At 67.4% G+C, this 12,715-nt stretch carries 11 protein-coding genes; 5 read left to right on the top strand and 6 right to left on the bottom strand.

Annotated elements, in window-relative coordinates; genetic code table 11:
- Nucleotides 1–436: 436 nt before the first annotated feature.
- From DS843_RS15135 to DS843_RS15120, 4 genes are read right to left on the bottom strand one after another with little or no spacing between them, the layout of a single operon-like run.
- Entirely contained in the window at nt 437–1,633 is a 1,197-nt protein-coding gene (locus DS843_RS15135; RefSeq protein WP_149469713.1) for an MFS transporter, read from the bottom strand.
- A 13-nt stretch (nt 1,634–1,646) separates the two neighbouring features.
- Nucleotides 1,647–2,456 carry an amino acid ABC transporter ATP-binding protein gene (locus tag DS843_RS15130; RefSeq protein ID WP_149469712.1) on the bottom strand — a complete coding sequence of 270 codons (810 nt, stop codon included), beginning with the start codon at nt 2,454–2,456 and terminating at the stop codon, nt 1,647–1,649.
- 4 nt (nt 2,457–2,460) lie between these two features.
- Nucleotides 2,461–3,123 carry an amino acid ABC transporter permease gene (locus DS843_RS15125; protein WP_149469711.1) on the bottom strand — a complete coding sequence of 221 codons (663 nt, stop codon included), beginning with the start codon at nt 3,121–3,123 and terminating at the stop codon, nt 2,461–2,463.
- A gap of 31 nt (nt 3,124–3,154) precedes the next feature.
- Nucleotides 3,155–3,952 carry a transporter substrate-binding domain-containing protein gene (locus tag DS843_RS15120; RefSeq protein WP_149469710.1) on the bottom strand — a complete coding sequence of 266 codons (798 nt, stop codon included), beginning with the start codon at nt 3,950–3,952 and terminating at the stop codon, nt 3,155–3,157.
- Nucleotides 3,953–4,240: 288 nt separating this feature from the next.
- Between DS843_RS15120 and hutG the strand changes: the two genes are divergently transcribed.
- The 3 genes from hutG to DS843_RS15100 are packed head-to-tail and all read left to right on the top strand — an operon-like array spanning nt 4,241 to nt 7,226.
- The gene (gene hutG / locus DS843_RS15110; protein ID WP_149469709.1) at nt 4,241–5,041 is read left to right on the top strand and encodes an N-formylglutamate deformylase; all 801 of its coding nucleotides are present in this window, start codon (nt 4,241–4,243) and stop codon (nt 5,039–5,041) included.
- Between the two features lie 11 nt (nt 5,042–5,052).
- Complete coding sequence (locus tag DS843_RS15105; protein ID WP_149469708.1) at nt 5,053–6,441, top strand: formimidoylglutamate deiminase; 1,389 nt, start codon at nt 5,053–5,055, stop codon at nt 6,439–6,441.
- Nucleotides 6,438–7,226 carry an IclR family transcriptional regulator gene (locus DS843_RS15100; protein ID WP_149469707.1) on the top strand — a complete coding sequence of 263 codons (789 nt, stop codon included), beginning with the start codon at nt 6,438–6,440 and terminating at the stop codon, nt 7,224–7,226. Before DS843_RS15105 ends, DS843_RS15100 begins: the two co-directional genes overlap by 4 nt.
- 13 nt (nt 7,227–7,239) lie before the next feature.
- Here the strand turns inward: DS843_RS15100 and DS843_RS15095 are convergent, their stop codons facing one another.
- The gene (locus DS843_RS15095; protein WP_286192115.1) at nt 7,240–7,815 is read right to left on the bottom strand and encodes a HutD/Ves family protein; all 576 of its coding nucleotides are present in this window, start codon (nt 7,813–7,815) and stop codon (nt 7,240–7,242) included.
- Between the two features lie 89 nt (nt 7,816–7,904).
- A complete protein-coding gene (locus DS843_RS15090; RefSeq protein ID WP_149469706.1) occupies nt 7,905–9,944 on the bottom strand; it encodes a M3 family metallopeptidase in 2,040 nt (679 codons plus the stop codon).
- A 628-nt stretch (nt 9,945–10,572) separates the two neighbouring features.
- On the opposite strand from DS843_RS15090, the gene proV reads away from it, so the two are divergent.
- Together proV and DS843_RS15080 are read left to right on the top strand one after the other, a co-directional pair.
- Nucleotides 10,573–11,769, top strand: coding sequence for a glycine betaine/L-proline ABC transporter ATP-binding protein ProV (gene proV / locus DS843_RS15085; RefSeq protein WP_149469705.1), 1,197 nt, complete (start codon nt 10,573–10,575; stop codon nt 11,767–11,769).
- 2 nt (nt 11,770–11,771) lie between these two features.
- Nucleotides 11,772–12,710, top strand: a complete 939-nt coding sequence (locus tag DS843_RS15080; protein WP_149469704.1) for an ABC transporter permease — start codon at nt 11,772–11,774, stop codon at nt 12,708–12,710.
- Nucleotides 12,711–12,715: the final 5 nt, after the last annotated feature.

Here is a 12,715-nt window from a genome sequence, read left to right as displayed (position 1 = left end):
CATTGCCATCCAAACAGGAAAGCCCCTGCATCACCATCTCCATGCACTATTTCTAATTCTTTGTAGAGGTTTAGTATTTCGGCTGTTGATAGTGTATTTTGGTTACTCATGATAATTCCTAGTTATCCATATTGAAATGATACGCATACTGATTGTATGGAGAACGTACAGTTCTGAAGGCTGGAGCAGTTCTCAGTGGGGATCATAAAATATCTTTCTGAGGCGGTGAAGATAAAAATCACCGATCCGAAGCGCATATTCAAGTGCATACGTGGGTATGGATTTTTCTATGCTTCCAAGCTGCCGTCTGCTGTCAATGTGCCTTTCTTAGAAACTTCCGCACACACCCTATCCCCCCAACTTTCCTGCAAATTTCTGTGGGGCACAGATGGAGACGCCGTGTGGCTCGCATGCGGTGGCTTGACCCAGCCGATCATTACCCACGCTCCGTCCGAAACGGCCCGCTGATAACGCGCCGCAACCCCGCGAACAGCGTCAGGCCGCCCGACACCACCCCGACATAGACGAACAGCGCGTCGTGCCCGAACCACTCCATGGCCGCCGTCGCCAGCAGCGGACCGAGCGCCGCGCCCAGCGCCCAGGCGAGCAGGAGCGCGCTGGCCAGGGGGACCGTCTCCTCCGCCGTCACATGGTCGTTGGCATGGGCCACGCAGATCGCGTAGAGCGACAGCGCGGCGCTTCCCCACAGGGTGAACAGCCCCAGCAGCACGGTCTGCGGCGCCGCTCCGCCGGGCGGGTCGGCGAAGGCGGCGATCAGGAAGGCGGCGACCATCGCCACGGCGGACACCGCGAAGATCACCAGCCGCCGGTCGTGGCGGTCCGAAAAGCGTCCGATCGGCCATTGCAGCACCACGCTGCCGACCTGGATGCCCGACATGATGAGGGCCACCCCCGCGGCGGGCAGGTCCAGCCCGGCGAGCCAAGCCGGGCCGATGCCGGTGACCGCGGTGTTGCACAGGCCCACCATCAGGCACCCCGCAAAGGCCACCGGCGCCCGTCGCACATAGTGCCAAGGGGAGGGCGCCGGACCCTTCGGCGCGGCGCTGGCCGGCGGGCGGATCGCCGCCACCGGCACCAGGGACAGGCCGTAGCAGCCCGCTGCCAGGACGGTCAGCCACAGGGCCGACAGGTTCGGGCTGGCGAGCAGCATCTGCCCGCCGATCATCGCCACCTTGCAGGCGATCATATAAAGAGAGAAGACGCTGCCCCGCGATCCCGGCGGGGTCAGGGTGGCCAGCCCGCTTTCCGCGACGGTCAGCATGCCGACGTAGGACACCCCCATCAGCACCCGCAATCCCACCCAGGCCCGCGCGTCGGGCAGCAGGTTCAGCAGCAGCGTGGCGGCGGCGGCGAGCAGCCCGAAGGCCGCGAAGGACCACACCCCGCCCACCCGACGGATCATCCAGGGGGCGGCCCAGCAGCCCAGCACGAAGCCGACCGAATAGGCCGACGCCACCGCCCCGACCACCAGCGGAGGGGCCGCCGCCTCGGCGAGGCGGAGCGGCAGCAGGATTTGCAGGATGCCGTTGGCGATCTGGATGACGCAGACGCCGGCGATCAGCGCGGCCAGCACCATGAGAGGCGAGGCGGGCGCCCGATGGGAGTTGGGCAAGATCGCGGAAGCGTCAATGGTCGTCGGGCAGGGCGCTCAGCGGATCGTCCGCCACCGGCTGCGGGCGGGCGCCGGCCAGATGGCCGTCCACCAGGGCGCGCAGGAATCCGCGCGTGCGCTCCTGGGTCGGGTTGGTGAAGATCTGCTCCGGAGAGCCGGATTCGACGATGCGCCCGTCGGCCATGACGACCACCGTGTCGGCGACCTCGCGGGCGAAGCCCATTTCGTGGGTCACGACCATCATGGTCATGCCTTCCTCCGCCAGCGTCTTCATGACCTGAAGCACCTCGCCCACCAGTTCGGGGTCGAGCGCGGAGGTCGGCTCGTCGAACAGCATCACCTTCGGCTTCATGGCCAGCGCGCGGGCGATGGCGGCGCGCTGTTTCTGCCCGCCCGACAGGGTGGACGGATAGACGTCGGCCTTGTCGTCCAGGCCCACCTTGCGCAGCAGCCCCATCGCCAGCTCCCGCGCTTCCGCCTTGGCCGTGCCGCGCACCACGACGGGGGCGCGCATGACGTTCTCGACGGTGGTCATGTGCGGGAACAGATTGAAGGACTGGAAGACCATGCCGGTCTCGGCGCGCAGCGCGTTCAGTTCCTTGTCGGGCAGCGGCTTGCCGTCGGCGATGATGGTGCGGTGGTTGATGCGGATCTCGCCGCGGTCGGCGATCTCCAGGCAGTTGCAGCAGCGCAGCAGCGTGCTCTTGCCCGAGCCGGACGGGCCGATGACCACGGTGGTGCGCGACGGCTGCACGGTCAGGCTGACGTCCTTCAGCACCTCGGTGCTGCCGAAGCTCTTGTAGACGTTGCGGATCTCGATCACCGGCTTACCCTCTTTCCACGGTCATGCGCTTTTCGATCTGGCGCAGAATCCAGGTGGCCGCGTTGGTCAGGATGAAATAGATCAGCGCCACCGCGATGTAGACCTCCAGCGCGCGGAAGCTGGTGGAGATGATCCGCTGGCCCTCGCGCATCACGTCGTCGATGGTCAGAAGCGACACCAGGGCCGAGTTCTTGATCAGCGCGATGGTCTCGTTGCCCAGCGGCGGCAGCATGCGGCGGAACGCCTGGGGCAGAACCACCTCCCACATCGCCTCGCGGTAGGACATGCCGAGCGAGCGGGCGGCCTCCATCTGGCCGCGGTCGATGGATTGGATGGCGCCGCGCACCACCTCCGACACGTAGGAGCCGCTGTAGATGCCGAGCCCGATCACGCCGCACAGCCACGCCGGCAGCAGGATGCCGAACTGCGGCAGGCCGAAGAACAGCAGGAAAAGCTGCACCAGCAGCGGCGTGCCGCGGATGAAGGCGACGTAGGCCGACGCGATGCCGTACAGCACGCGCCGCGCCGGGTTGAGCCGGATGATGCCGACGAGCAGCCCAAGCACGGCGCTGAGCACAAAGGCAGCCGCGGTCACCTCGATGGTGACCACGGTGCCTTTCAGAAGCTCCGGCAACCCTCCCCAGACGGGGGCGAAGTCGAGCGTCACGGGAGGGGTCCTCCGTTTACGAAAATGTCGATCACTTCTTGGCTTCGAACCACTTGTCCACGAGCTTCTGATAGGTGCCGTCGGCCTTCAGCTTCGTGATGGCGGCGTTCACCTTGGTCACCAGCTCGGTGTTTTCCTTGCGCATGGCGAAGCCGTAGTCCTCGGTGGTGAGCTGGTCGTCCAGCACCTTCACGGTCGGGTGCGTCTGGGCGTAGAGCTTGGCGGCGGGCTTGCCGGTCACCGCGACGTCGGTGCGGCCGGTTTCGACCTGCCCGAACATCTCGGCGTTGGTCTCCACCTCGACGATCTTCGTCTTCGGGAAATGTTCCTTCAGATGGACGACCGACTTGGTGCCGATCTGCACGGCGGCGGTCTTGCCTTCGAGGTCGGCCGGACCCTTCACGGCGGTGTTGTCCGCCTTGACCATGATGACGAGGCCGCCCGGATAATAGGTGTCGGAGAAGGCGACGACCTTGCGGCGCTCGTCGGTGATGTACATGGCCGAGGCGATCATGTCGAAGCGCTTGGCCATCAGGCCGGGGATCAGGCCCTTGAAGTCGATGTCCACCCACTCGACGCCCTTGGTGGCGCCCAGCTCCTTGGCGATGGCCTCCACCAGTTCGATGTCGAAGCCGGTCTTCTTGCCGTCCTGCGAGAATTCGAAGGGCGCGAAGGTGGCGTCCACGCCGACGCGGAAGGTGCCGCTCTGCTTGATGGACTCCATCACCGCGTCCTGGGCGCGCGCCGGGGCGGAGCCGGCGCCGACCACCGTGACGACCGCGGCGGCGGCGAAGGAGGCGGCGGCGAGAAACTTGCCAATGGACTTCATGGATCAGCTTTTCCCTGTTCGTTGCGCCTGCGTTGCCAATGTCGAAGGCCGGGGGGAAGCCCCCTGCGCAGCGACCGGCTTGGCAGCGCCATGTTTTGCCTATAAAACATATGTTGCCCAGGGAAAACAGCCGCGTCAACGCCGTTTGTCATACTGGAGCATGACGGACGCCTTATGGCAACGCTGGTGTTGCGGTTGCGTACCGCAAAGGCGGCGGAGGCCGGGGGCGCCACAACAGGGATGCTAAAAGTTTTGCTGACAAAACAGATGTCGCAGGGGAGAGAGGGTATGGAGGTCTTCGGGTTTCGCGCCGCGCGCCGTCCGGTGCTGGTCAGCCTGCCCCATGTCGGCACCGCGCTGCCGGACGGATTCATCGGCCGGCTGGTGCCGGAGGCGCAGGGCCTGCCCGACACGGACTGGCACCTGCCGCGCCTCTACGACTTCCTGGAGGAGCTTGGCGTCGGGGTGATCCAGGCGCGTTTCTCGCGCTACGTCGTCGATCTGAACCGCCCCAGCAACGACACGCCGCTCTACAGCGGAGCCACCACGGGCCTGTGCCCGACCACCCTGTTCGACGGGGCGCCGCTGTACCAGCCGGGCGCCGAGCCGGACGCGGCGGAGGTGACGGAGCGCATCGCCCGCTATTGGGCGCCCTATCACGAGACCATCACGGCGGAGATGACCCGGCTGCGCGAGCAATTCGGGCGCGCGGTGCTGTTCGACGCCCATTCCATCCGTTCCACCGTGCCGCGCCTGTTCGACGGGCGGCTGCCGGACCTGAACATCGGCACCAACGAGGGGCGCAGCCTCGATCCCGTTCTGAGCGACCGCTTGCTGGCGGTCTGCGCGGACGCCGGGGCAGACGGCTTCACCCATGTGCGCGACGGTCGCTTCAAGGGCGGTCACATCACCCGCCATTTCGGGCGTCCGGCGGAGGGCTGGCACGCCGTGCAGCTTGAGATGGCGCAGGTGACCTACATGGAGGAGGATGCGCCCTTCGCCTTCGACGAGGAACGCGCCGCGCGGGTCCGCCCGCATCTGCGGCGGTTCATCGAAACGATGGCCGATTGGGCGGAGGGCCGGGCGTGATGGAGGCGAGCATGGACGGGCTTTTCTGCGGACGGGCGCTGCTTCCCGAGGGCTGGGCCTCGAACGTGGCGCTGCGCTTCGACGCGCAGGGGACGCTGACGGCGGTGGAGCGGGATGCGGCTGCGGATGGTCTGCCCCAGGCCGCCGGGCCGGTGATCCCCGGCATGCCGAACCTGCACAGCCACGCCTTCCAGCGCGCCATGGCCGGGCTGACCGAACACGCCGGCCCGTCGGAGGACAGCTTCTGGACGTGGCGGGAGGCCATGTACGGTTTCGTCCGCCGCATGACTCCGGAGGCGGCGGAGGCCGTCGCGGCGCTGCTCTACATGGAGATGGCGAAGCAGGGCTATACGGCGGTGGCGGAGTTCCATTACCTGCACCACGACGCCGATGGGCGGCCCTACGCCGACCGGGCGGAGATGTCGCGCCGCATCCTGACCGCCGCCGACACGGCGGGGATCGGGCTGACCCATCTGCCGGTGCTCTACGCCCACAGCGGCTTCGGCGGCAAGCCGCCGTCCGACGGGCAGAAGCGCTTCATCAACGACGTGGACGGGCTGCTGTCCATCGTCTCCACGATGCAGGGGGCCATGGGTGCTGATCGGGCGGGCCGCCGCGTCGGCCTCGCCCTGCATTCCTTGCGCGCCGTGACTCCGGAGGAGATGCGCGACGCGCTGGCCGGCCTCGACTCGCTCGACCCCGGCGCGCCCATCCACATCCACATCGCCGAGCAGACGGCGGAGGTGGACGATTGCGTCGCCTGGAGCGGCAAGCGTCCGGTGGAATGGCTGTTGGAGAACGCGCCGGTCGGGCCGCGCTGGTGCCTCGTCCACGCCACGCACCTGACCCCGGCGGAGGTGGACGGGCTGGCGGCGAGCGGCGCGGTGGCCGGGCTCTGCCCGACGACGGAGGCCAATCTGGGCGACGGGCTGTTCCCCGCCATTCCCTATCTGGCGCAGGGCGGGCGGTTCGGCGTCGGGTCGGACAGCCACATCAGCGTCTCGGCGGTGGAGGAGTTGCGCGTCCTGGAATACGGCCAGCGGCTGGTGCAGCGGCGGCGCAACGTGCTGCGCGCCGGGGACGGCCCGTCCATCGGCGGTGGTCTTTATCGTGCGGCGGTGTCCGGCGGCGCGCAAGCGCTGGCTCAACCGGTTGCGGGCGGCGGTATCCGGGTGGGCCAGCCCGCCGATCTGGTTGTGCTTGACGCCGACAACCCGAAACTGCTTTCTCGCGCGGACGACAGCCTTCTGGACGCCTATGTCTTCGCCAGCGACGGGCACGCTGTGCGCGACGTGGTCGCCGCGGGGCGGACCGTGGTGCGCGAGGGCCGCCACGTCCGGGAGGACGCCATCCTGGCCGCCTACCGGCGTGCCATCGAGGGGTTGCGCCGGGACATATGAGCGAGACCGATCCGAACACCTACATCGCCCCGGCGCTGCAACGCGGGCTGGCCATCCTGGAGCTGTTCACGCCGCAGCGCCGGACGCTGTCCCTGACCGACATCGCCAAGGCGCTGGGGATCGGGCGGGCCTCGGCCTACCGGCTGGTCTTCACGCTGGAGCATCTCGGCTACATCGGTCGGGCGGGGGACGGCAAGTCCTACCGCCTGGCGCCGCGGTCGATGCAGCTCGGCTACCATTACCTGTCGGGGCTGGACGGGATCGAGGTGGCGATCCCCTACATCGACGGGCTGCGGGACAGCACGCAGATTTCCGCCCACATGGCGGTGCGCGACGGGACGGAGATCGTCTACGTCTACCGCGCGCATTCGCACATGACGCTGTCCAGCAACATCGCGGTCGGCTACCGCCTGCCGGCCCACGCCACCGCGATGGGCCGCATGCTGCTGAGCGGCCTTAGCGACGAGGCCATCGCGCAGCTCTACACGGGGGTGCGGCTGGACCGTTACAGCGACACCACGGCGGTCACGCTGACTTCGCTGATCCAGGAGGTGGCGGAGGACCGCAAGCGCGGCTGGACGATGAACCGCTCCTCCTTCGTGTCGGGGATCGTCGCCATCGCGGCGGCGATCCGCGACCACCGAGGGGAGGTCATCGCCGCCATCAACCTGTCCGGCCCCAGCGCCGTGATGGACCAGCCCGCCACGCTCGACCATCTGCGGGCCAAGGTGGTGGAGACGGCGGACGCCATCTCGCACCAGCTCGGCTACCTGCCGCGGGGGTGAGGGGCAGCGACCCCTACCCGCGCACCGCGATGCGGGCGAGCACGGCGCAGGCGCCCGGTCCGGTTTCCAGTGTGGCGGCGGTGTCGTCCAGCCGGGCGGTCCAGCCCGGGGATACCCGCGCCACGCTGTCCCCCGTGTGCAGGATCACATCCCCCTCCAGCGCGTGGACCAGGGCCACGCCGCCCGCCGGGATGTCCGCCGCCTTGTCCGCCGGCAGGATGTCGAGCCGCGCGTCGGCCCGCTCGCGGTCGAAGATCAGGTTGAAGTCGCGGATCGCCCCGTCCAGCAGGGCGCAATCCACCACGGCGTCGCCGGAAAAGCGGAAGGGCGCGGCGCGGTTGGTCACGGTCGCCGGAACGCCGTCCACGGTCAGCCGCATGCCGGCACCCTCCACCACGGCGATCAGCCGCTCGTAGCCGGTGAAGGCGGAGAAGGGACCGGCCTCCGCCACGTCGGCGATGCTGACCCGCCACAGGAAGCGGCCCGCGTCGCCGGGCAACTCCTGGAGGGCGATTTCGGTGGTCGTCCCGCCGCCGTTCTTCCAGGGCATGCGGCGGTAGCGGGCGGGGTCGAGAAGAGAAACAGCCATCAGAATCCTCACGGGACGGGGGAGGGCGTCCGGCCCGTCCCCCGTCCCTTATCCTCGTAAATATCGCTGCGGCGCCGATGGGCGGTGCGTCAGGCGTCCCCAAGCGATTGGGTCAGGCCCCGGTGCTTGAGAAGCGCCTCGATGCGCGGTTCGCGTCCGCGGAAGGCGGTGTACAGCTCCATCGGGTCGCGGGTGTCGCCCGACGAATAGATCGTCTTCAGCTTCGCCGCAAGCTCCGGATCGAAGGGGTTGCCCGTCTCCAGGAACGCCTCGAACCCGTCCGCGTCCAGCACCTCCGCCCACAGATAGGCGTAATAGCCCGCGGCGTAGCCGCTGCCGGCGAACAGATGCTGGAAATGGGTCGGGCGATGGCGCACGGCGATCTCCGCCGGCATGCCGATCTTGTCCAGCACCGACCGCTCGAAGGCGGCCACGTCCGTGTCGGCGGCGTCGCTCCGGGTGTGGAACTCCAGATCGAGAAGCGCCGCCGCGGTGTACTCCACCGTGCCGAAGCCCTGGTTGAAATTGCGGGCGGCCAGCAGACGGCGCAGCAGATCCTGCGGGATCGGCTCTCCGGTCCGGTAATGGCGGGCGTAGGTGGACAGCGTTTCCGGAACCGCCAGCCAGTGTTCGTAGATCTGCGACGGCAGCTCCACGAAGTCGCGGCGGACCGAGGTGCCGGACTGGCTCGGGTAACGCACGTTGCTGAGGCAGCCGTGCAGGAAATGGCCGAACTCGTGGAACAGCGTCTCGGCGTCGTCGAAGCTGAGGAGCGTCGGCTCGCCCTTCGAGAAGTTGTTGTTGTTGACGATGATCGGCGACACCGCCCCGTCGAAATTCTCCTGGTTGCGGTAGCTGCTCATCCAGGCGCCGGAACGCTTGCTGGAGCGGGCGAAATTGTCGTGCAGGAAGATGCCGACATGCCGACCGTCCTTCTCCGTCACCTCATAGACACGGACGTCGGGATGGTAGACGGGCAGGTCGGGGCGCTCGGTGAAGGTCAGCCCGAACAGGCGGCCGGCGGTGTCGAAGGCCGCGCGCACCATGTTTTCCAGAACGAAGTAAGGCTTCACCTCCGCTTCGTCGATGTCGTACTTGGCCTGCCGCACCTTCTCCGCGTAATAGCGCCAGTCCCAGGGGGCGATGGGCTCGTTCATGCCCTCCGCACGGGCGCAGTCCTGAAGCTCCGCGCGCTCGGCGGCGGCCTTCTCCTTGGCCGGACCCCAAACCTGCAACAGCAGCCGTTCGACGGCGGAGGTGTCCTTCGCCATGCTGTCGTCCAGCTTGAAGTCGGCGTAGCTGGCGTAGCCCATCAGCTTGGCCTGCTCGGTGCGCAGCGCGACGATCTCCCGGATCAGCGGGCGGTTGTCGTGCTCGCCCTCATGCTCGCCGCGGCGAATCCAGGCCTCGTAAGCCACCTGCCGCAGGTCGCGGCGGGCCGAGAAGGTCAGGAACGGCTCCACCGAGGAGCGGGCGAGCGTGATGACGTACTTTCCATCCTGCCCGCGCTCCTTGGCGGCCTGGGCGGCGGCGCTGCGCGCGAAGTCCGGAAGGCCGTCGAGGTCGCTCTCCTCCAGCACGAGCTGCCAGTCCTTCTCGTCGTGCAGCACATTCTGGCCGAACAGCGTGTGCAGGGTCGCCAGCCGCTCGGTGATCGCGCTCATGCGGGCCTTGGCGTCCGGCGGCAGCAGCGCGCCGCTGCGCACGAAGCCCAGATGCTGGCGTTCCAGCAGGCGCAACTGGTCGGGGGCGAGGTCCAGCGTCGCGCGCCGCTCGTACAGGTCGGCGACGCGGGCGAACAGCGCCGGGTCCAGCGCGATGCGCATGGAATGCTGGGCGAATTTCGGCGCGTAGTCGCGCGCGATGGTCTCCAGCGCGTCGGTGGTGTTGCTGGAGTTCAGGTTCCAGAACACGCCGCCGACCCGGTCCAGGAACCGCCCGCCGCGCTCCATCGCCTCGATGGTGTTGGCGAAGGTGGGGGCGTCGGGGTTTCCGGTGATCGCCTCGATCTCCGCGATGCTCTCCGCCATGCCATGGTCGAAGGCGGGCGGAAAATGCTCGGCCTGGATGCGGTCGAAGGGCGGCAGGCCGAAGGGCGTGGTCCAGGTTTCGAAGAACGGGTTGCTCATCAAGGCCCCTTGCTGACCGGAGACGGAAGACAGGCGGATATGGTGCCGCAACCGGTCCTTCGCCACAACACGCTGGTCGCCGCAGGGCATATCGCGGAGCGGCGGATTGCAAGAAGCAGCGGTGCGGTAATAGGAAAAATAGCATATCGATTCGAGTTTTAACGACATTGATCCAGCGCCATATCCAACCGAGACACAAAAAGGCTTCAAATCTCTCCTAAAGTTTGTTAGCCTCTTGTCAGTGGCGGCCAGGAATTGCTCTCTTGAACGCGCTTCAGGGGCGCAATTTCGTGCGCACATATCCCTACAAACCCAGTATGTTTCAGAGGTGAAATCGGCATGCATGCATAGATGAATCTGTTTTCTTGTTTCTTTAGCCTTCGATTTCATGAGTCTTCGCTGTTTTTGCGTTTTCTCATGTAGTTTTACTTTCCCTGTGGTTGGCGGGAGGCAGTCGCCCTGCGGCTGTCAGAAATGTTGGCGTGCGGACGAAAGTCCTTGCCTTGCGTGCCTCTCCACCCCGGCACGCCCCTGCTTCCCCCTGCTTCCAATGAAGGCTGCAAGACGGACCGGTCCCTTTCGGGGTCCGGAACCACACGCATTTTGCCAAGAGCGGAGGCATCAGCGGATGACCGCGAAAATTGCCGTAAACGGCGTCACCCGGATTTTCGGGCGCCACCCCCGTCAGGCGCTCGACCTGCTGAAGGCGGGTCTTTCCAAGGAAGAGATCTTCAAACGCACCGGCCAGACCGTCGGCGTCCAGGACGCCAGCTTCGAGGTCGAGGCGGGCGAAATCTTCGTCATCATGGGCCTGTCGGGCTCCGGCAAATCGACGCTGGTTCGGATGCTCAACCGGCTGATCGACCCGACCGCCGGAGAGATTCTGATCGACGGGCGGGACATCACCAAGCTGTCGCGCGCCGACCTGACCGAGTTGCGGCGGCGCGACCTGGGCATGGTGTTCCAGTCCTTCGCCCTGCTGCCGCATCTGCGGGTGTGGGAGAACGCCGCCTTCGGGCTGGAGATCGCCGGGGAAAGCCTGAAGGCGCGGCGCGACAAGGCGCAGCAGGCGCTGGACGCGGTCGGCCTCGGCGCCTACGCGGAAAGCTTCCCGCGGGAGCTGTCGGGCGGCATGCAGCAGCGCGTCGGGCTGGCCCGCGCGCTCGCCAACGAGCCGTCCGTCCTGCTGATGGACGAAGCCTTCTCGGCCCTCGATCCGCTGATCCGGACGGAAATGCAGGACGAATTGCTGCGCCTTCAGACCGAACGGCAGCGCACCATCGTCTTCATCAGCCACGATCTGGACGAGGCGATCCGCATCGGCGACCGGCTGGCCATCATGGAGGGCGGCCGGATCATCCAGGTCGGGCGCCCCGATGAAATCCTGAAGCAGCCGGCCAACGATTACGTCCGCTCCTTCTTCCGCAACATCGACGTCACCAAGATCCTGACGGCGGGCGACATCGCCCGGCGCGATCAGGTGACGCTGATCCGGCACACGGGCGAAGGCCCGCGCGCCGCCGTCCGCCAGTTGCGGGAGCGCGACCGCGAGTTCGGCTATGTCCAGGACGGGCGCCGCCGCTTCCACGGCGTGGTGTCGGTGGAAACGCTGGTCACCGCCATCGAGCGGCACAACGGTTCCGCCACGCTGGACGAGGCTCTGCTGCCGGGCATCGAGCCGGTGCCCGCCGATCTGCCGATGGACGAGGTGCTGCCGCTGATCGCGTCGGCCCCGTGCCCGCTGCCGGTGGTGGACGGGCAGGGCGCCTATGTCGGGGCGATCTCCAAGACCGCCTATCTGGAAACCCTTGGACGGACGCGCTGACCATGGACTTCAAGCTTCCCATCGGCGATTGGGCCGACGCCGCGGTGATGTTCCTCCTGGACCACGCCCAATGGCTGTTCGACGGCATCGACCTCGTGGTCGGGGCGGTCGCGGACGGCGTTCAGGCCGCTCTGACCTTTCTGCCCGGCGCGGGGCTGGCCGCCATCGTGGTGCTGATCGGGCTGTGGCGGAACGGCTGGCGCTTCGCGCTGTTCGCGGCGGCCTCGCTGCTGGTCGTCGCCGGGCTGGGCATGTGGCACCAGACGGTGGACACGCTGGCGCTGGTTCTGACGGCGACCGCCATCGCTCTCGTCGTCGGCGTTCCGCTGGGCATCGTCGCGGCGCGCAACGACCGCGTGGAGGCGGTGGTGCGACCGGCGCTGGACCTGATGCAGACCATGCCGGCCTTCGTCTATCTGATCCCGGCGGCGATGCTGTTCGGGCTGGGCCGGGTGCCGGGGATCATCGCGACGATCATCTTCGCCATGCCGCCGGTCGTCCGGCTTACCAGCCTGGGCATCCGGCAGGTCCCGCACGAATTGGTGGAGGCCGGCCTCGCCTTCGGCTGCACGCCGCGCCAGCTCCTGTTCAAGGTGCAGATGCCGACCGCGCTGCCGTCGATCATGGCGGGCATCAACCAGACCATCATGCTGTCGCTGTCGATGGTCGTCATCGCCTCGATGATCGGGGCGGGCGGCGTCGGCAACGAGGTGCTGCGCGGCATCCAGCGGCTGGACATCGGCCTGGGCGTCGAAGGCGGGCTGGCCGTGGTGATCCTGGCGATCCTGCTCGACCGCATCACCCAGAGCTTCGGAACCACGGACGCGGGGGGCCGCAGCCCCCGGTCCGTCCTGCGCTCCCTGCTGAACCGCCGCAGCGCGGAACGGCCAAGGGACGACGCGCACACGTCTCCCACGCACGGAGTCACGGAAGCGGGATGAACCGC

Origin of the sequence: Roseomonas genomospecies 6, from assembly GCF_008365375.1 — a bacterium.
Classification (GTDB): domain Bacteria; phylum Pseudomonadota; class Alphaproteobacteria; order Azospirillales; family Azospirillaceae; genus Azospirillum.
Note: the sequence above shows the minus strand (reverse complement) of the source record. Positions and strands in the feature narration are given on the sequence as shown.